The 18941-nt window shown below is 64.7% G+C and carries 14 protein-coding genes and 1 tRNA gene; 11 read left to right on the plus strand and 4 right to left on the minus strand.

What is annotated here, in order from left to right; translation table 11 throughout:
• The first annotated feature begins 2 nt into the window (after nt 1-2).
• From ACTTAI_RS10665 to ACTTAI_RS10700, 8 genes are all read left to right on the plus strand, one after another.
• On the plus strand, nt 3-314 hold the full coding sequence (locus ACTTAI_RS10665; protein ID WP_444451445.1) for a phage head closure protein: 312 nt from the start codon (nt 3-5) through the stop codon (nt 312-314).
• Entirely contained in the window at nt 311-952 is a 642-nt protein-coding gene (locus ACTTAI_RS10670) for a hypothetical protein (protein ID WP_013068047.1), read from the plus strand. The genes ACTTAI_RS10665 and ACTTAI_RS10670 overlap by 4 nt, the downstream gene beginning before the upstream one ends.
• Nucleotides 949-1344 carry a phage terminase small subunit P27 family gene (locus ACTTAI_RS10675; RefSeq protein WP_444451447.1) on the plus strand — a complete coding sequence of 132 codons (396 nt, stop codon included), beginning with the start codon at nt 949-951 and terminating at the stop codon, nt 1342-1344. The genes ACTTAI_RS10670 and ACTTAI_RS10675 overlap by 4 nt, the downstream gene beginning before the upstream one ends.
• A gap of 3 nt (nt 1345-1347) precedes the next feature.
• Entirely contained in the window at nt 1348-2961 is a 1614-nt protein-coding gene (locus tag ACTTAI_RS10680; RefSeq protein WP_444451449.1) for a terminase large subunit, read from the plus strand.
• A gap of 13 nt (nt 2962-2974) precedes the next feature.
• Entirely contained in the window at nt 2975-5347 is a 2373-nt protein-coding gene (locus ACTTAI_RS10685; RefSeq protein WP_444451451.1) for a hypothetical protein, read from the plus strand.
• A gap of 494 nt (nt 5348-5841) precedes the next feature.
• Nucleotides 5842-6288 carry a hypothetical protein gene (locus tag ACTTAI_RS10690; RefSeq protein ID WP_013068052.1) on the plus strand — a complete coding sequence of 149 codons (447 nt, stop codon included), beginning with the start codon at nt 5842-5844 and terminating at the stop codon, nt 6286-6288.
• Between the two features lie 66 nt (nt 6289-6354).
• A complete protein-coding gene (locus tag ACTTAI_RS10695; RefSeq protein WP_444451453.1) occupies nt 6355-7050 on the plus strand; it encodes a hypothetical protein in 696 nt (231 codons plus the stop codon).
• A 131-nt stretch (nt 7051-7181) separates the two neighbouring features.
• Nucleotides 7182-7370, plus strand: coding sequence for a hypothetical protein (locus ACTTAI_RS10700; RefSeq protein ID WP_444451454.1), 189 nt, complete (start codon nt 7182-7184; stop codon nt 7368-7370).
• Here the strand turns inward: ACTTAI_RS10700 and ACTTAI_RS10705 are convergent.
• Together ACTTAI_RS10705 and ACTTAI_RS10710 are read right to left on the minus strand one after the other, a co-directional pair.
• Nucleotides 7352-8644: a tyrosine-type recombinase/integrase gene (locus ACTTAI_RS10705; RefSeq protein WP_444451456.1), complete on the minus strand. Its 1293-nt coding sequence runs from the start codon at nt 8642-8644 to the stop codon at nt 7352-7354. The two genes, ACTTAI_RS10700 and ACTTAI_RS10705, sit on opposite strands and share 19 nt — an antisense overlap.
• A 137-nt stretch (nt 8645-8781) precedes the next feature.
• Nucleotides 8782-8871: transfer RNA gene (locus ACTTAI_RS10710), tRNA-Ser, on the minus strand.
• A gap of 292 nt (nt 8872-9163) precedes the next feature.
• Here ACTTAI_RS10710 and ACTTAI_RS10715 point away from each other — a divergent pair.
• A complete protein-coding gene (locus tag ACTTAI_RS10715; RefSeq protein ID WP_444451458.1) occupies nt 9164-9610 on the plus strand; it encodes an Lrp/AsnC family transcriptional regulator in 447 nt (148 codons plus the stop codon).
• A 1-nt stretch (nt 9611) separates the two neighbouring features.
• Nucleotides 9612-10253 carry a LysE family translocator gene (locus tag ACTTAI_RS10720; protein WP_444451460.1) on the plus strand — a complete coding sequence of 214 codons (642 nt, stop codon included), beginning with the start codon at nt 9612-9614 and terminating at the stop codon, nt 10251-10253.
• Between the two features lie 11 nt (nt 10254-10264).
• Here the strand turns inward: ACTTAI_RS10720 and ACTTAI_RS10725 are convergent, their stop codons facing one another.
• Together ACTTAI_RS10725 and ppk2 are read right to left on the minus strand one after the other, a co-directional pair.
• Entirely contained in the window at nt 10265-10882 is a 618-nt protein-coding gene (locus ACTTAI_RS10725) for a TetR/AcrR family transcriptional regulator (RefSeq protein WP_444451462.1), read from the minus strand.
• Nucleotides 10875-11816 carry a polyphosphate kinase 2 gene (ppk2, locus tag ACTTAI_RS10730; protein WP_444451464.1) on the minus strand — a complete coding sequence of 314 codons (942 nt, stop codon included), beginning with the start codon at nt 11814-11816 and terminating at the stop codon, nt 10875-10877. Before ppk2 ends, ACTTAI_RS10725 begins: the two co-directional genes overlap by 8 nt.
• 869 nt (nt 11817-12685) lie before the next feature.
• Here ppk2 and ACTTAI_RS10735 point away from each other — a divergent pair.
• Nucleotides 12686-18904 (plus strand): Hint domain-containing protein, encoded by a 6219-nt coding sequence (locus ACTTAI_RS10735; protein ID WP_444451466.1) that lies wholly within the window; start codon nt 12686-12688, stop codon nt 18902-18904.
• Nucleotides 18905-18941: the final 37 nt, after the last annotated feature.

The raw sequence follows: 18941 nt of genomic DNA on the forward strand, positions 1-18941 counted from the left end.
CGATGCAGGCCGGAAAGCTTCAAAACCGCATCGCCTTGCAACGGCTGACCGAAACAGTCGCGGCTTCGGGGGCGGTCACGACCACTTGGGCGACCTATGCCCAAGGCCGGGCCGAATTGCGTCAGGCGGGCGTGTCCGAGTTCCTGACCGCCGGGACCGAGGCCGCGACGAAGAACGCGGTGTTCCTTCTGCGATGGCTGCCGGGCGTGTCGGTGGCCGATCGCATCCTTCACGATGGCACGGCATGGAACATCGTCGCCATTGCCGAGATCGGGCGCAGGCGTGGCCTTGAGCTGCGGGCGGTGGCCGCATGAAGCCCGCAGCGATCTTCCTTTATGAACTCTCGGGCAAGTCTGCCGAGCCCTTCGCGGCTGCGGGTTGGGATTGCTACTGCATCGACATTCAGCATCCGGGCAACCGCACCGAAGGCAATGTCCACTTCGTTCAGGCCGATGCGCGGCGCTGGAAACCGACCCGCGACATGGTGGAGCGCTGCCGGTTCTTCGCCGCCTTTCCGCCCTGCGATGATCTGGCGACCTCGGGCGCGCGCTGGTTCAAGGGCAAGGGGCTGCACGCGCTGGCCGATGCCATCGAACTCTTCGCCATCGCCGCGGAATGGGCCGAGTTCTTCGAGGTGCCCTATCTGATCGAGAACCCGCGCAGCACGATCAGCACATATTGGCGCAAGCCCGATCACAGCTTCGACCCCTGCGACTATTCCCGGCTGGCACCCTCCGAGCATTACACCAAGAAAACCTGCCTCTGGACCGGGGGCGGCTTCGTCATGCCCGCGAAGACCCCGCTGCCCGGCCCGGCGCAGGCCAATGTGATCCGCGACATGAAGGGCAAGGGCCGCGCGCGGGCGAATGCGCGCAGCGTGACCCCGACCGGCTTCATGCGCGCGGCCTTCGAGGCGAACTTCGGCGCGACGGCGCAGGCGGTGGCCGCATGAGCGCCGTCACCCTTCGCGGGCTGAAGCCCGCGCTCAAGCCCGATGCCGAGGCGCTGACGAAGGCGCCGCCCGCGCCCGCCTATCTCTCGTTGCACGCGAAGGCGGAATGGAAGCGCATCTTTCCGCAGTTGATCGCGCGCCGGATCGTCACCCGTGCCGATCTGGCGGGCGTCGAAGCCTATTGTTCGGCCGTGGGCATCTGTCGGCAGATCGAAGCGGACCGCACGGCGGCAGGCGGGGTGATCGACAAGACCGCCTTCGGCATCTGGAACCGCGCCGCCCAGACCGCCCGGCAACTCGCCTCGGAATATGGGCTGACGCCGACCTCGCGCGCCCGCATCGGCTCGGCCGCGGCCGAGGATGCCGAAGACGATGACCCGCTGTCGGTGTGACGCATGACGCCCCAAAGCACCTATCCGACCTGGGTCTTCGACGGCTCGCCCATCGACGACCCGCAAGGCGCGGGCGAACGGGCGGTGCAGTTCCTGCGACGGCTGCGCCACCCGGCCAGCACCGCGCCGAAGCGCGCCTTTCAGCTTGCGCCCTGGCAAGAGCGGATCGTTCGGCGCATCTATGGCCCGCGCGATGCGCAGGGCGCCCGCATCGTCAAGATGGTCTTCCTGATGATCCCGCGCGGCAACCGCAAGACCTCGCTTGCCGCCGCGCTGGCGCTCTTGCACTTGCTCGGGCCGGAACGGGTGCCCGCCGGGCAGATCATCTTTGCCGCCTCGGATCGCGAACAGGCGGGCATCGGCTTTCGCGAGGCGGCCGAGATCATCCGGCAAGACCCGCGCCTTGAGGCCGTGACCCGGCTTTATGACGCCCATAACGCGCCGAAGGCGATCAAGAGCACCCGCGACGGCTCGGCGCTGAAGGCGGTGTCCTCGGACGGGCGCGCGCAGCACGGCACGACGCCCACCTTCGTTCTGGCTGACGAGATTCATGTCTGGCAGGGGCGCGAGCTTTGGGAAGCGCTGCAATCGGGCATGGCGAAGCGCGCGGGCGGGCTGACTGTCATTGCCACCACCGCAGGGCGCGGGAATGAAGGTCTGGCCGCCGAGCTTTACACCTATGCGCGCGGCGTGGCGCTGGGGCAGATCGTGAACCCCGAGTTCCTGCCGATCCTCTTCGAGCCTGAACCGGGTGCGGATTGGGAAGACGAAGCGCTCTGGCATCGGGTGAACCCCGGTCTGGCGCATGGCTTTCCTGACCTCGACGGGCTGCGCTCGCTGGCAAGGAAGGCGAAGGACAGTCCGGGCGAGCGCTACAGCTTCGAGCAATTCAACCTGAACCGATGGCTCGGGAACTCGCGCGACCCGCTCTTCGACTTCGACACCTATGATGCCCGCGCCTTCGACGATGACGAGGAAGACCTTGAACAACTGCCTTGCTGGCTTGGGGTGGACCTGTCGCGCTCGGGCGATCTGACGGCCGTGGTCGCGGCCTTCCGTCACCCGGACGGGCAAGTGACGCTGAAGCCCGCGTTCTTCGTGCCCGGCGAAGAGCTGAAGGCCCGCGCCGATCGCGACGGGGTGCCCTATGAGCGCTGGCGCGATGACGGGCTGATCCGGGTTTGCCCCGGCCCGATCATCGACGAAGGCATGGTTGAAGACGAGATCCGCGACCTTTGCGCCCGCTATGACGTGCAAGAGATCGCCTTCGACCCGCATCTGGCCACCCGGATGATGCAGCGCCTTTATGATGATGGCCTGCCGGTGGTGGAGGTCCGACAAGGCCCGCTGACGATGGGCGCCGCCGGGGCCGACCTTGAGCGCATCGTGAACGGAAAGCTGGTGCGCCATGACGGCCACCCGATCTTGCGCCAGCACTTCGCAAGCGTGGTGGCGGTGCGCACCGACTCCGGGTTGGTGAAGATGCACAAGGGTCAGAAGCGCGACCGCATCGACGGCGCGATTGCAAGCGCGATGGCCGTTTACCGGCTGAGCCTCGGGCAAAGCAATGCAAGCGCCTATAACGCCCCCGCCTCAAGCGGGCTTTTCGTGTTCTGAGTGAGTATGAGTGATGAATGACCTTACCCTTCCTGGCTTGATTGTTCCCGTCGAAGCCCGGATCGACAAACTGGAAAAGGCCCTGAAACGGGCGAGCCAGGCGCAGGCCCGCGCGGCGCGTCAGATGGAAGACCGTGCCCGGCAATCGGTGGACCGCATGGCAAAGAGCTATGACGGGCTCGGGGCAAAGATGGCGGGCGCGCTTGGCAATCTGCCCTTGCCGGGTCTGGGCGTGGGCATCGCAGGGCTTGCGGGGGCCGGGCTTGGCGCCGGTCTTGGCATCGCCGCCGGACAGGTGCGCGCGACCGTGCGCAGCATTGCCGAGATCGGCAACGAGGCCCGCCGGGCCGGTGTGGCCGTCGAAGCGTTCCAGCGCTGGCAGTATGTCGCCGATCAGAACCGCGTCAGCCTCGACGCGCTGACCGATGGCTTCAAGGAACTGAACTTGCGCGCCGACGAGTTCGTGACCACCGGCGCGGGCGCAGGGGCCGAAGCCTTTCAGCGCCTCGGCTTCAGCGCCACCGACCTTGCCACGCGCCTCAAAGACCCCTCGGCGCTGATGCTCGAAATCGTCAAGCGGCTTCAGGGCATGGACAAGGCGGCGCAAATCCGCATCGCCGATGAAGTCTTCGGTGGCACCGGCGGCGAGCGCTTCGTCGAAATGCTCGGCCGGGGTGAAGCCGGTATCGCGGCGATGATGGGGCGGGCGTCGGTGCTGACCGCCGATCAGATCGCCAAGGCCGACGACCTCGACCGGCGCTATACCGCGCTGACGGCCAGCCTGCACCGGGGCTGGCAACAGGCGGCGCTTGGCGCGGCCGACTTCGCGGCACAGTTGTTGAACATTCAGACCGGCACCGATCGGCTGGCCGCCTCGGACCTGTTCCGCAACCGGGCGCAGGCGCCGCAAATCCTCGGACCGGGCGTTGACAAGGCGCTCAAGGACAACGGGCAGGCGGTGGCCGACAATGCCAAGGCGATTGGCGATTTGCTGAGCCTTTACGAGCGCTTCGGAAGCGAAGCTGACAGGCTTGCGCCGATCTTGACCCGCTTTGGCGGCGAGCTGAACCGGATGGGCGAGACCGGAGCCGGGCAAAGCTTGCAGGACGTGGCGCTCGCGATGCAGACCCTCACCGGCAAGCTTGATGCGGGCGAGATCAGCGCGGCCGACTTCGAGCGCCAGATGGGCGATCTGATCAAGAAGGCGCAAGGGGCCTTTGCCTCGCTCGGCGAGATCGACGACGCGCGCTTCACCAAGGTCATTGAACGCTTGGGCGGGCTCTGGAGCGCGCTTGAGGCGCTGCGCACGAAGGCGGCCGAAGCACGGGCTGCGCTGCCGGGCGGGGCTGCAACGCTGGACGACACGCGCGGCGCGGCGATCGCCGAGGCCCGTTCGGGCAGCTATGAGAACAGCAGCCCCTATGTGCTGACGACCTCGCCCCGGCCGAAACAGCCGCCGCCGCTTCTGGGCGAAACCGGCCCGGTGGTCGGATCTGGCCAAGGGGCCGGTGGTGGTGCGGGTGGTCGCAGCGCCGGTGACTTCGCACAGGCCGTCGCTGATCTGGAGCGTGAGAAAGCCGCCCTTGACGCTGAAGCCGCTGCGCTTGTCACCGCGGCCGCTGCGGGCCGGGGCTATGCCGAGGCGGTGGACTTCGCCCGCAAGCGCGCCGAGCTTCTGACGGCGGCGCAGCGCGAGGGCAAGGCGATCACCCCGGAACTGAGCGCGCAGGTCGATCAGCTCGCGCGCTCCTATGTCGAAGCGGGCACCCGCGCCGAGAAAGCCGCCGCCAAGCTGAAAAAGGTCGAAGAGGCGGGCAAGCGCGGGGCCGAGGCCCTGACCGACACCTTCCTTTCGGTGCTGAACGGCTCGAAGAGCGCCGAAGAGGCGGTGGCCGATCTGTTGCTTCAGCTCGCCGAGGTGCAGATGAAACAGGCGCTCATGGGGCTCTTTTCTGGCGCGTTTGGCGGCTTTGGCACATGGTTGGGCGGTCTCTTTGGCTTTGCCTCGGGGGGCTACACCGGCCGGGGTGGCACGTTCGAACCGGCGGGCATCGTGCATCGGGGCGAGTTCGTCATGTCGAAAGCTGCGACCGAGCGCCTGGGCGTGGGTAATCTCGAAGCCCTGCACGGGGCTGCGCTGCGCGGTTATGCGACCGGCGGCTTCGTGGGTGGCAGCACCCCGAAGGCGATGCAGGCGCTTGGCGGGGCGAAGGCCGGGCCGGTGGTCACGATCAACGCGCCGGTGACGGTGAACGCGACCGGGGGCACGCAGGAACAGAACGCCGACCTTGCCTATCAGGTGGCAAAGCAGACCGAACAGATGATGCGCAACATCGTGACCGAAGAGATCATCCGTAACATGCGACCGGGCGGAATACTGCGCTAGGACTCCACAGGAAGGCCGTGGAGCGCCCTATTGTGCCGGGGGTGGGGTTGGACCGGAACGGGGCAGGATGGGACTCAGAGGCGCCTTCCTGAGTCTCTGGCGCGTGCCGCGGTGCAGGGACCGGGAACGGGGTCACGAACCGAGGGAGGGAAGCGGGCGCAGCCCGCGACCGACCGGGGAAGGGAGGCGTGTCGACATTCCTTTCCGCGGTTTCCTATTTTGGCCCCCCTCTATTTTAAGGAGTAAACTAGAAGAGAAAGCCGCGGAAAGGATTGCTGACACCTCCGCGGTTCTAACCCTCCCTTCCTCGGTTCTAACCCTTCCTTCCTCGGTTCTGATCTTCTCTTCGCCGGTTCCAAGCAATCCTTCCCCGGTCATAAGCAATGCCGACCCGGCCTGACAAATCCGCGGACCGACCAGAATACCACTTGACGCGTATACGCGTATCGCGGTATATTGCGGGCAATGAGAACCTAGCCCCTAAAGGACACAAGATGGCTTACATGTTGAGATTGCCCGACGAACGCGGCGCGCAACTGCGTCAAATCGCGGAAAAGAAGAACACGACCGTGAGTGAGCTGATCACCGATTACATCCGTTCGGAGATCAAAGCTGGCACCATTCCGAGCAACATCCCCGGTATCAATGTCGCCAAGGCGGGCGAAAGCATCGCCATTTCCGCGCCCGGCTTCGAGGCGAGCGTTCCGGCGCATAAAGGCCAGACCCTCGCGGACCTGCTGCGCAAATCCGCGGCCCTGACCCCCTCGGCCTTCGAGCACAAGAAGGAATGGCTCGAAGGCATCGCCGCTCTGAGCGGCATCAAGTTGAAACGCATGGGCGCAGGCGTGCGCATCGTGTCGCCGATCACAGGGGCAGAATACCCGCTCGCCTCTGGTGTGGCCGAAGACCTCGCGAGCGAAATCGAACGCGCTGCCAAATAAGAACAGGGGCGAGCGCGGCAGCGCTCACCCCCTGAATGCGTCCCTCTATGACCTTCAAAAGATACCATGTGCGCTGACACTACCAAAGCCCCGACCCTGAGCTTGACCCCCTATGCTGGCCAATCTGACGAAGAGATTGCGGCGTGGTTTCGCTGGAAATACCCCAAAGGCAAGACAGACAAATCTTCCGGGGCCTATGCGGCCGCACTCTACAAATCGCGACCGGGCCGCGACGATCCGGCCGCCGAAAATGACTGGTATACCCGCCTCACCGAAGCGCAGCGTGCCATCCTGGACGACGCAAAGCGCGTGAAGGGCGCCGCAGCGGACGAAAAGAAGCGCATCGAGTTTCGGGACAAATACAAGCTGAGCGACGAGGAAAGCCGCAAATACTGGGCGCTTCGTGACCTGCCACCCGTGGGCGGCAAGAGGGTGGAATGGGACCGGGCGCGGGATATGTTGCGAAGACGCAAGAGCGCCAAGCCTCGGCAGAACGAAGACCTCTCGAAAATGACACCCGCCGAGCGGGAGAAACACCGCCGCAAACAGAAGACCGAGGCCAAGCAACGCGAGCGCGCGCGGAAGAAAGCCGAAGAGGCGGCGGCGGCCCTCGGCGCCCCAGCCACCGCCGTTGCGTCAACTCAGGTCGCGCCGAGCGACGAAATCACCGCGTTGCTTGCAGTTCTCGAAGCGGCCGAGGCCGCCGAGATCGCCGCTGAGCGTGAAGAAATGGCCGTCGAACGCAGGCTCGAAGCCGCCTGATCCCCGGCACAATCAACAAACACGCGGGCGAGGTGAAAACCTCGCCCCTTTTCTCGCGCTTTTCACTTTTCCCACCGAACGGATTCGCCCGGCGGGCCTATAGAATGAAGGTAACGTCCCCGAGAGCCCTCATGCCTGAACCTGTCACCTTGCCCGAACTTCAGAAGATGCACAGAATGGCCGCCGCGCTTGTCGTGGCTGATCCTGTCTATCTGCCGCTTTTCGAGCGCATCGAGCTGGAGCTGGCCGCCCATCAGGCGAAGGATGATGCAATCAACCGGGCCCGCGCCATCGCGGCGTGTCACAGAGCGGTAGCCTGAAGAAGCTGCTGCATGTGTTCGAGCGTGGCCCCGTCGCCGTAACGCTCGCGCGACAAGCGGTGGCCGAGAATGTCGCGTCTGATCCGGTCATCAATGCCCGCTGCAAGCATCCGGTCTTCGAAGGAATGGCGCAGCGAATAAAGGGTGTGATCGTCGCTTTCCATCAGGCCGTTCTCGCGCAGGAACTTGTTGACCGTCGCGGACAGGCTGGCGCTGCTGTCACGGTAGCGCGGAAACCCCTCGGGAAAGGCCCGCAGGGCCTCCAGCGACACGCCCAGCAAGGGAACGATACGCCGGGCGTGTTTCGTCTTCACCTGCCGACCTTCCGGCTCAATCGAAATGTGCGGGACATTGTGATTGAGCTTGATCGTGTTCACCGTCAGGGCGGCCAGCTCGGAAGGACGGCATCCGGTGTTCACCATCGCAATCAGGATTGCCCGTGCCTCGGGGTTCAGCCCGTCCAGAGCGCCCGGCGCGAGAAGCTTTTCCTTGATCCATTTCACCGAGAAGGGCGGACGTTTCTTTGCATCGCCTTCCTTGAAGGACAGGTCCGAAAGCGGCAGCACCAGACCGAGCCGCTTCATCCGGTTCACGGTCTTCAGCACGTCGCCAAGGTGGATCAGATCCTTGTTTGCGCTGTTCGGTGTCAGATCTTCCTCTTCGAGCCGTTCCATCCACCAGTTGCGGAAGTCGAGCATGTCGTCGCCGGTGATGTCGTGAATCGCCTTGTCGCCGACCACGGCAATGAAGTTCTTCACGGCTTTCACGCGCGGGTTTTTCCAGCGCCGAAGCTGATCCTCGGACTTGCCCAAGGTCTTGTCCTTGGCGAGCGTCCAATAGAGTTCCAGCGCGGCGCTGACGGAAAGGGGCGGGGCCTTCTCTGCGCCAAGCAGGGCAGCGGCCTCGCGCATGTCGGGTGTTTCGGGGCTATCCTTGAAGCCGGTAACGGCGGCGAATCTGTCGCGCAGCTCTTCGAGCGGCAGCTTCGCAACTTGTTCGGCGCGCATGTAGCGAAAGCCGCGTGCTTCGGCGAGGTCACGGGCCGCGGCGAAGCGTTCCTGGGCATCCGTGCTGTCACCGGCGAGCTTGGCTTCCCAAGCTGCAACCATCTGTTCCCAAGTCGCGGCCTCTTTCGTCTTGGCGACCGAGGGGGAATCCGTGTGCAGACTTATCCAGACGAACTTGCGCGGTTCAACCGAGGCATAGCGTTTCGGAACGCGCCGGTAGAGGTGAAGCGTTCCTTTTACTGAACCGTCGCGCGTTTTGATTGCCATGCTTTGCCCCCGGTGCTTCGGGCGAGTGTATCACAAAATGTAATGCAAAATGTATAGCAGAAGTGGGCGCCTGCATGGGGTGAAAATAGAAAAGCCCTTGAAGATCAAGGGCTTGGCTAACATCAAAACATTGTGAATGGCGGAGAGGGAGGGATTCGAACCCTCGGACCCCTTGCAGGGTCAACGGTTTTCGAGACCGCCGCAATCGACCACTCTGCCACCTCTCCGCATCAGGGGTCGTCGTGAGGCGGGGGTTTAACGTGAGCCTCGGAGGGGCGCAACCGGTTTTTTCATCCTCGGGCAAACTTTTTCATCAGCGCCCTGCAGGCCGTTTTCCCGCAGTCGAAAAGAGCCTTGCCGCAGGGGCTTTCCTGCGGGCAACCGGATGTCATGCGGTCGGGCGGCGCGACCGCACGCGGCAGCCGGACGATGTCCGGTGGGTGAAAAACATCCGTTGCAATCACGCGCGCATCGGTGATGATCCGGTTTGAAGGCTATTATGGCGGATGAATCGTGGTCATGGACGAGATCGACAGAAAGATTTGCGCCCTTCTGGGCGAGGATGCGCGGCAGTCGATGGCGCAGCTCGGCGCGCAGGTCGGGCTCTCGCCCTCGGCGGTCAATGACCGGCTGCGGCGGTTGATCGAGCGCGGCGTGCTGCGCCGCACCCTTGCCGATGTCGATCCCGAGGCGGTGGGCCTGCCCGTCGCCGCCTTCGTCTGGATCGCGCTCGCCGAGGGCATCGACGAGGCCGCCTTTCGCGCCGCCATCGCCAAAGAGCCTGCCGTCACCGCCTGTCATCATGTCACCGGGGGCTGGTCCTATCTGGTGCAGATCCGTGTCGCCTCGCTCGTCGCGGTCGAGGAATTTCTGGTCGCGCTGAAGCGGGCGGGATGGATCGCGCGGACCGAAACCATGCTGGCGCTCTCGACCGTGGTCGAGCCGCCGTTTCGCTACAGGAGATAGAATGGACGCGCTGGTGCTGTTCGGAAAAGGGCTGTTCATCGGGCTGGCGATTGCCGCGCCGATCGGGCCGATGGGGGCCTTGTGCATCCAGCGCACGCTGGCGCGCGGGTTCTGGGCGGGCGTCGCGGGCGGTTTGGGCACGGCGCTGGCCGATCTGACATTCGCCACCGGGGCTGCGGTCGGCTTTGCCGTCTTCAAGGATCTGGTCGAGCGCATCGCGCTGCCGCTTGGCCTGATCGGCGGGGCCTTCCTGATGTATCTCGCCTGGAGCGGCTGGCCGCGCGGCGGGGCAGGGGCCGAGCCTGCCGCGGCGCGGGCGCCCGAGACCCGGGGGTTGTTGCGCACCACGATCGTCACCTATGGGCTGACGATCACCAACCCGCCGACGATCCTGCTCTTTGCCGCGATCTTTGCCGGGCTGGGGCTGGCGCAGACCGGATCGAGCCTAGCGATCGTCGCGCTGGTCGTGGGGGTGTTCCTTGGCTCGATCGGTTGGTGGGCGTTCCTGTCGGGCCTTGTCGCGGCACTGCACCACCGGCTGCCGCCCGCTTTCGCGCTCTGGACAGCGCGTGTCTCCAGCCTGACGATGGCGGGCTTCGGCCTTTGGGCCTTTGCCTCGATCCTCAAACCTTTGGGCCTTTGACCTTTGCGCCTTTAACCGTCGGGGGCGATCAGGCCGAGGCCGCGCAGATAGACGCCGATGCCGCTTTCGAGCAGATCTTCCGGCGAGAAGGGCGATTGCGTGCCGGGCGCCGCACGGGCGTAAAGTTCGACCACGCCATGCGAGAGCGCGCGGACATGGGCGGCGACCATCGTCGGCGGTGGGCGGCGGCCTTCGGGGATATGGGCCGAAAGCGCCTGCGTCGCCTTCAGCACCACCGCCTCGGCCCTTGCCATGCCCGCGGCGAGTTCGGGCGAGCGGTTCGGGCTGAGGCCGCTTTCGAACATCGCCATGTAATGGCCGGGGAATTTCTTCGCGAAAGCCAGATAGGCCCGCCCGGTCGCGCCGAAGGCCGAGAGCGCCGAGGGTTTGCCGCCGTTCCAGGCGTGTTCCATCAGATCGGCGAAGATCGCATAGCCCTGCCGCGCGCATTCGGCGATCAGATCCTCGCGCCCGGCAAAGTGGCGATAGACGGCGGCGGGGGTCACGCCCGCCTCCTTGGCCGCTTCGGACAGCGTGAAGCCCTGCGCCCCCCGGGTCGAGATCAGCGACAGCGCCGCCTCGACCAGCGCCTGGCGGAGATTTCCGTGGTGATATCCTGCCTTAGCCATCGATGTGATCGATACCCCCGCAGATCAGCGGATCGGGCTGACCGATCGCGTCGCGGTCCTTGCCCGGATAATCGAGTGCGCCCAGCACCGTCTGGATCGCAGCGATTCGGGCGCGAGACTTGTCATCGGCGCGGATCACCGTCCAGGGCGCATGGGCGCTGTCCGACCAGCGCAGCGTTTCCGCAATGGCAACCGTATAGGCATCCCATTTCTTCAACCCCTCGACGTCGATCCAGCTCAGTTTCCATTGCTTGAGCGGGTCCTGCTCGCGATCAAGGAAGCGCTTGAGCTGCTCGGCGCGATCGACCGAAAGCCAGAGCTTCACCAGCACGATGCCCTCGTCGACGATCATTTTCTCGAAGCCGGGCAGCTGGGCAAAGAAATGCGTGCGCTGCTCGGGCGTGCAGAAACCGAAGACATGTTCGACCACGCCGCGGTTGTACCACGACCGGTCAAAGAGCGCGATTTCCCCGGCGGCGGGCAGGCGCTCGACATAGCGTTGAAAATACCATTGGCTCTGTTCGCGTTCGGTCGGCGTCGGCAGGGCGACGATATTGGCCTGCCGCGGGTTCAGGTTCTCGCGCAGCCGTTCGATCGTGCCGCCCTTGCCCGCGGCATCGCGGCCCTCGAACAACACGACCAGCCGCCGCCCGGCCTTTTTCAGCCCCCAGCTCATCTTCACCAGCTCGACCTGCAGCGCCTGCATCTGCGCCGCATAGTCCTTTTTCGACATCTCCTGACGATAGGGAAAGGAGGGGCTCAGGATTTCATCGGGCTTCGCCGTCTCGATCGCCTTGCGCAGCGCTTCCGGCGCGTCCTTGTGCAGGAAACGGGTGATTTCACCGACGAAGGGGATGTCGGGGCGATCCCCGGCAGAGGCCCTCTTCTCCCGATCCGGTTTGCCCGTTTCGGCGGTCTTCTTCTCCTTGGACATGCAGCCCTCATGCAATGTGAAGCGGTTTAACTATAGCGGTGCGGGTCGGGCAGGCAAAGGGGCAGGCGGCTTCGGTGCGGCAGCAGGAATGGCGCGGGCGGCGGCCCTGTGACGCAGGGGGTTAACAAAACGTGATTCGTCCTCTGCCTGTTGGCTTGGCGAACAAACGCGCCGTTTCGTTCGCTTTGGTGGCGATCATGGAACAATGGCCGCGCCGGAATTGTTCCGCCCGGGCGCTTAGATTGATCGCGTTCCGGAAACGAGGTCGCCGCCTAATTGTTGTGCATCCGGAAACGGCGCCGGGCCGCGTTGCCATGCGCGTTGCAGCCTCCCCCAACGGGTTATCGTTAATTCCCGATAAACAGGACAAATTTTAGTGAAATCGACCGTATTCTCTTGGGGCCCCGGAATGGCCCCGGAAACAATCTGGGCGTGATTGGCGCGAAAGAGCGGCAGCAATCGGACAACCGTGGAGAGATCGCGGAAAAATCTGGGCGAGATTTGGGCAAATTTCCGTTCCCCGACGGCCAAGCTCTTGGTATCACGATAAGGCCTGACTTTGGGCACTGGCCGTGGGGGCGGCCGGTTTCGAGCGGACTCTTCGGATCGCTCGGGAAGGTTGAAGTGGTGCTGCCGTGGGCGGGGTGATCTGCCACCCCGAGAACGACACCGAAGCAATTGTTTGAAAAACCGCCATTTTTGGCGGGCTGCTTCGTGCACCCTCTCCGTCCCGATGCTCCTTGGAGCGCGCGTCCAGTGGTGGCGGGGCAACCTGCGTGACGATTTCAAAGGCTCTGCGCGGGGCAGGGCCGTCCGTTGTTGTGCGTGCGGGGCTTTGGCTTCGCCAGTCGGGGTAAGGAGAGGCTGCCATGACCTATACTTTCAGCGATCACACGATTTTCGCGTGGGATTTGTCGAACATCACATCGTCGAAAGCCGGTCTTTTCGCGGACAGCGCCACCGGGCTCAGCAATGCTGCGGGCTCGACCTTCACCATCGCTTCGGGCTCGACGGTCAATCAGATCACCGTGCGCGACAATGACAGCTATTTCAACGACGGCGATCTGGATCAGACGCTGAACTCGAGCGAGACCCTCGAAGGCTCGAGCTACACTTCTGCCTCCGGTCGCATCACCCCCGAATATGCCTATACCGTCGCCCCCGCCGGTTGCTCCGATCCCTCGCAATACATCACCGTCTATGCTTTCGAGATGGCCGACAACGACATGGTCGGCATCGTCTCCACCTCGGCGCTGAAGGCGGGCGTGACCTATACGGTCGTTTCCTGCACCGACAACTGTCCCTCGGTTCCCTATTCCTGCCTCGCGACCTATCCGACCCTTGACGGCATCGTCGAGGGCACCGCGGGCGCCGATCTGATCGACACGAGCTACACCGGAGACCCGGAAGGCGACATGATCGATCACAACGACTACCAGGGCGGCAATGCCGACAGCGTCGTTGCGGGCGCGGGCAATGACACGATCCTGTCGGGCGCGGGCAATGACACTGTTTACGGCGAAGACGGCAACGACCTGATCAATGGCGGCGCCGACAATGATCTGCTTTACGGCGGCGCAGGCGACGACACTTTCGTCGGCGGCGCGGGCAATGACACGTTCAACGGCGGCACTGGCCTTGACGTCATCGACTATTCGAACTCCGGCGCGGCGGTGAACGTCAACCTGAACACCGGCGTGCTCTCGGGCGGCGATGCGGCGGGCGACGTGATCGGCGGCGGCGTCGATGGCGTGATCGGCTCGGAATATAACGACAGCCTCGTCGGCTTCGACCATCAGGGCACCAGCGCCTCGGACACCTATACCAACGTCTTCCACGGCATGGACGGCAACGACACGATCTTGGGTCAGGGCTCGGATGACAGCCTTTACGGCGGTGCCGACAACGACAGCATCGAGGGCGGCGCGGGCAACGACTATATCGAGGGCGACGGCGATCTCGACAGCGGCGCGGCTTCGGTCGATCTGACGATGGACTGGCAGCGCTTCAGCCAGAGCTGCGGCACCATCACCAATGGCTCCTCCTATGACATGGGCGGCGTGAAGGTCACCTTCGGCTTCACCGACCAGACCTGTGGTGCCACCGCGACCTCGACCAGCGACACGCAATATGTCGAAGCCGGAGACGGGCTGAACGGCTCGGGCGGGCTGCAGCTTTACGGCAATGGCGGAACCGGCAACACCTCGACCACCTCGCTCAGCTTCACCTCGACGAATGCCGACTATGCCTCGGCGGTGACCGATGTCAGCTTCCGCATCAACGATGTCGATGTCGGCAACAGCTGCGACTACCATCAGGATATCGTCACCGTCCGCGCCTATGATGCGAACGGCAACCTGCTGAACGTGACCTACACCGTCGAAGGCGCGCAGACCGTCTCGAACGGCACCGTCACCGGCCATGACGTCGACAACGGTTCGCTGTCGCCTGCCTCGGCGCAAGGCTCGGTTCTGGTGCATATCGACGGCACCGTCGCGCGCATCGAGATCGACTACAACAACGGCGGCAATTCGGATCAGGCGATCACCGTGACCGACCTGACCTGCTCGACCGTCTCAGCCGAGGAGGCGGACGAAGCGGGCGATGACACGCTGTCGGGCGGTGACGGCGACGACACCATTCTGGGGCAGGGCGGCAACGATACCATCACCGGCGGTGCGGGGAATGACCGGATCTCGGCGGGCGATGACCGCGACGTGATCCATGGCGCGGCGGGCGACACGATCGACGGCGGCGCGGGCGGCGACGACTACGATACGCTCGACATCACCGGCCAGGGCGACTGGCGCGTGATCAACCAGACGGCCGACAGCAACGGCAACGGCTATAACGGCACCGTGCAGTTCCTTGATGCCGATGGCAACGTCACCGGCTCGCTCAACTTCACCGAGATCGAAAACATCACCGGCGATGACGTCAACCACCGGCCGGATGCGGTGAACGACAGCGCCTCGGTGGTCGAGGACCATTCGACCACGATCAGCGTTCTGAGCAATGACACCGATCCCGATGGCGACACGCTGACGGTGACCGGCGCCACCGCGCTGCATGGCACGGTGACGATCAATGCCAACGGCACGCTGACCTATACGCCGAATGCGAATTACAACGGCACCGACACGATCACCTATACCGTGCGCGATCCGGGCGGTCTGACCGACACCGCGACGGTCAATGTCACCGTCACCCCCGAGAACGATGCGCCGGATGCGGTGAACGATACCGCCGCGACGAATTTCCAGACCGCGGTGAACGTCGCCGTTCTGGCCAATGACACCGATATCGACGGTGACACGCTGACCGTGACCTCGGCCACGAGCCCGAACGGCACCGTGACGATCAACGCGAACGGCACGATCACCTTCACCCCGGCGACGGGCTTCTCGGGCGATGCAACGATCTCCTATACCGTCTCGGACGGCCATGGCGGTGTCGATACCGCGACCGTCACCGTCACAGTCGGCGCCGATCCGCGCGATGGCTATGTGGATGGCACGGCTTCGGGCGATCTGATCGACACCAGCTACACCGGCGATCCGCAAGGCGACATGGTCGATCATTCCGACGCGATCCTGCCGGGCGACGGGCCGAACGACGACCGCATTCGCGCGGGCGCGGGCAATGACACCGTGCTGGCGGGGCTCGGGGATGACACTGTCTGGGCGGGCACCGGCAATGACTCGGTCGAGGGCGGCGATGGTGATGACAGCCTGCTGGGCGAAGGTGGCGCCGACACGCTGCGTGGCGGCGACGGCAACGACACCCTCGACGGCGGCGATGACAACGACAGCCTTGTCGGCGGCACCGGCGACGATCTGCTGATCGGCGGCGGCGGCAATGACACGATCTCGGGCGTGGCGGGCAACGACACCGCGCTTGGTGGCGCGGGCGACGACAGCATCACCACGGGCACCGGCTCGGATCGCGCCGAAGGCGGCGACGGCAACGACTACATCAACACTCGCAACGATGCAGCCTCGCCCGATCTGGCCTATCCGGGTCTCTATCCGGCCGATACCGATCCCTATGATGACCGCGACACCGTGCTGGGCGGGGCGGGCAATGACACGATCCTGACCGGCGACGATGCCGACAGCGTCGAGGGCGGCAGCGGCAATGACGTGATCGACAGCGGCGTCGATGCCGACACCGTGCTGGGTGGCGACGGTGACGACAGCATCACCTCGGGCTGCGGTTCGGATGTGGTCGATGGCGGTGCGGGCAATGACACGATCTACGGCGGCCTTGGTCCGACCGTGCCCGATATCATCAACGTGCCCGACGCGACCGACCTCGTTCCCAACAACGGCATGGACACGATCCATGGCGGCGACGGCAACGACGTCATTTATGGCGAGGATGACGACGACCAGCTTTACGGCGATGCGGGCAATGACACGCTCGATGGCGGCATCGACGAGGACACGATCCTTGGTGGCACCGGCAATGACAGCATCATTGGCGGTCAGGGTGCCGACTCGATGGCGGGCGGCGACGACCGGGATACCTTCCGCGTCGCGACCGCGGCGGCGGGCTCGGGCGACGTGATCGACGGCAACGAGGGCGGCGACGACTACGACACGCTCGATCTGACCGGCGCGGGCCGCACCAACATCATCTACGATCCGCACAATGCCGAAAACGGCACGGTCGAGTTCCTCGATGATGACGGCAATGTGGTCGGCACGCTGACGTTCAGCAATATCGAGAACATCATCGTCGATCGCGACGGCATCGTGACCGGCACCGATGGCGCCGACCTGATCGACTACAACTATACGGGCGATCCCGAAGGCGACATGATCGACCACAATGACGCGCTGATCCCGGGCGATGGCCCGCAGGATGACCGCGTCGTGGCCGGGGCGGGCAATGACACGATCCTGTCCGGTCTGGGCGATGACACGGTCGATGCGGGTTCGGGCAATGACTCGGTGCAGGCCGGGTCGGGCGATGACTCGGTCTCGGGCGGCGAGGGCAACGACACCATCCTTGGCGAGTCGGGCGATGACACGCTCGATGGCGGCGCAGGCGATGACAGCGTCGTCGGCGGCCTTGATGACGACAGCATCCGCGGCGGCGAGGGCAATGACACGCTCGATGGTCGCAGCGGCCTCGACACGATCGACGGCGGTGCGGGCAACGACAGCATCGACGGCGGCGACGGCAATGACAGCGTCACCGGCGGCACCGGCAATGACACGCTTTACGGCGAGCTCGGCGATGATACGCTGACCGGCGGCGATGGTCGCGATCTGGTTGATGGCGGCGACGGCAATGATCTGATCGACACTTCGGGCACCGGCAGCCCCGATATCGCCTATCCGGGCCTTTATGGCGCCGACAGCGATCCGATGAATGACCGCGATACGGTCATTGCCGGGACCGGCAACGACACGATCCGCACCGGAGACGATGCCGACAGCATCGATGCGGGGCAGGGCAATGACGTGATCGACGCGGGCGACGATGCCGACACCGTGCAGGCCGGGATCGGCGACGATCTTGTGATCGGCGGCGAGGGCTCGGACAATCTTTCCGGCGGCGATGGCAATGACACGATCTATGCCGACAACGGCCCGGGCACGACGAGCGCGACCGAAGTCACCGATGATACCGATCCGGTGCCGCAAAACGGTCGGGACACGGTGCATGGCGGCGAAGGCAACGACGTCATTTATGGCGGTGACGACGATGACCAGCTCAGCGGCGACAACGGCAACGACTGGATCGACGGCGGCATTGACGAGGACACGATCACCGGCGGCGAAGGCAACGACACGCTTTTGGGCGGCGCGGGCGACGACAGTCTGGATGGCGGCAACTCTTCCGACAGTCTGGATGGGGGCACCGGCAACGACACGCTGATTGGCGGCGAAGGCAACGACACGCTGATTGGCGGGGCGGGCAATGACAGTCTGGATGGTGGCTCGGCCTCGGATACGCTGGATGGCGGCACGGGCAATGACACGCTGACCGGCGGCGAGGGTGATGACTCGATCCTTGGCGGCGACGGCAACGATCTGGCCACCGGCGGCACCGGTCAGGACACGATCCGCGGCGGTGCGGGCGACGACACGATCTCGGGCGACGATGGCGACGACCGGCTTTATGGCGACGCAGGCAACGACAGCCTGTCTGGCGGTCAGGGGCAGGATCTGCTTGAGGGCGGGGCGGGCAACGATACGCTGCAGGGTGGCGATGGCGTTGACACGCTCTCGGGCGGCGATGACCGCGACGAGTTCCTGGTGACCAGCCGCGACGCGGGCAATCATGACGTCATCGACGGCAACGAGGGCGGCGACGACTGGGATACGCTCAACCTCACCGGGGCCGGGCCGGTCAAGATCATCTACGATCCGACCGATCCGACCTATGATCCGGCGACGGGTGTGGGCGAAAGCGGGATCGTCAACTTCCTTGACGAGCATGGCAATGTCACGGGCTCGCTCAGCTTCAAGAACATCGAGAAGGTGGTGCCCTGCTTCACCCCCGGCACGCTGATCGCAACGCCGAAGGGCGAACGGCTGGTCGAAGAGCTGCGCGAAGGCGACCGCATCCTGACCCGCGACAACGGCATTCAGGAAATCCGCTGGATTGGCCGCCGGGACATGAACCGGGCGGAACTGATCGCCGCGCCGCATCTGAAGCCGGTGCTGATCAAGGCGGGCAGCCTTGGCAACGGTCTGCCGGAGCGCGACATGCTGGTCTCGCCCAACCACCGGATGCTGGTCGCGAACGAACGAACGGCGCTCTATTTCGAAGAGCACGAGGTTCTGGTGGCGGCCAAGCACCTGATCGACAATCGCGGCGTGAAAGCGGTGGAAACACTGGGCACCAGTTACATCCACTTCATGTTCGACCGGCACGAGGTGGTTCTGGCCAATGGCGCCTGGACCGAAAGCTTCCAGCCGGGGGATCAGACGCTTGACGGTTTGGGCAATGCGCAACGCGCGGAAATCATGGAGCTGTTTCCGGAACTGCGCAGCCGCGAGGGCATCGAAAACTATGGTGCGGCGCGCAAGATCCTGAAGAAACACGAGGCGACGCTGCTGCAGTGGCGCTGAGACCGGTCTGACCAAGGTCAGTGGGGGCTGGGGCGTG

Origin of the sequence: Rhodobacter capsulatus (assembly GCF_052363175.1) — a bacterium.
GTDB classification, from domain to species: domain Bacteria; phylum Pseudomonadota; class Alphaproteobacteria; order Rhodobacterales; family Rhodobacteraceae; genus Rhodobacter; species Rhodobacter capsulatus_D.

Excerpts from the sequence above, each read along its gene's own strand:
- ACTTAI_RS10700 (WP_444451454.1), top strand. The coding sequence starts at position 7,182 with ATGCCTGAACCTGTCACCTTGCCCGAACTTCAGAAGATGCACAGAATG.
- ACTTAI_RS10670 (WP_013068047.1), top strand. The coding sequence starts at position 311 with ATGAAGCCCGCAGCGATCTTCCTTTATGAACTCTCGGGCAAGTCTGCC.
- ACTTAI_RS10690 (WP_013068052.1), top strand. The coding sequence starts at position 5,842 with ATGGCTTACATGTTGAGATTGCCCGACGAACGCGGCGCGCAACTGCGT.
- ACTTAI_RS10720 (WP_444451460.1), top strand. The coding sequence starts at position 9,612 with ATGGACGCGCTGGTGCTGTTCGGAAAAGGGCTGTTCATCGGGCTGGCG.
- ACTTAI_RS10675 (WP_444451447.1), top strand. The coding sequence starts at position 949 with ATGAGCGCCGTCACCCTTCGCGGGCTGAAGCCCGCGCTCAAGCCCGAT.
- ACTTAI_RS10665 (WP_444451445.1), top strand. The coding sequence starts at position 3 with ATGCAGGCCGGAAAGCTTCAAAACCGCATCGCCTTGCAACGGCTGACC.
- ACTTAI_RS10725 (WP_444451462.1), bottom strand. The coding sequence starts at position 10,882 with ATGGCTAAGGCAGGATATCACCACGGAAATCTCCGCCAGGCGCTGGTC.
- ACTTAI_RS10715 (WP_444451458.1), top strand. The coding sequence starts at position 9,164 with ATGGACGAGATCGACAGAAAGATTTGCGCCCTTCTGGGCGAGGATGCG.
- ACTTAI_RS10695 (WP_444451453.1), top strand. The coding sequence starts at position 6,355 with ATGTGCGCTGACACTACCAAAGCCCCGACCCTGAGCTTGACCCCCTAT.
- ACTTAI_RS10735 (WP_444451466.1), top strand. The coding sequence starts at position 12,686 with ATGACCTATACTTTCAGCGATCACACGATTTTCGCGTGGGATTTGTCG.
- ACTTAI_RS10680 (WP_444451449.1), top strand. The coding sequence starts at position 1,348 with ATGACGCCCCAAAGCACCTATCCGACCTGGGTCTTCGACGGCTCGCCC.
- ACTTAI_RS10705 (WP_444451456.1), bottom strand. The coding sequence starts at position 8,644 with ATGGCAATCAAAACGCGCGACGGTTCAGTAAAAGGAACGCTTCACCTC.
- ACTTAI_RS10685 (WP_444451451.1), top strand. The coding sequence starts at position 2,975 with ATGAATGACCTTACCCTTCCTGGCTTGATTGTTCCCGTCGAAGCCCGG.
- ppk2 (WP_444451464.1), bottom strand. The coding sequence starts at position 11,816 with ATGTCCAAGGAGAAGAAGACCGCCGAAACGGGCAAACCGGATCGGGAG.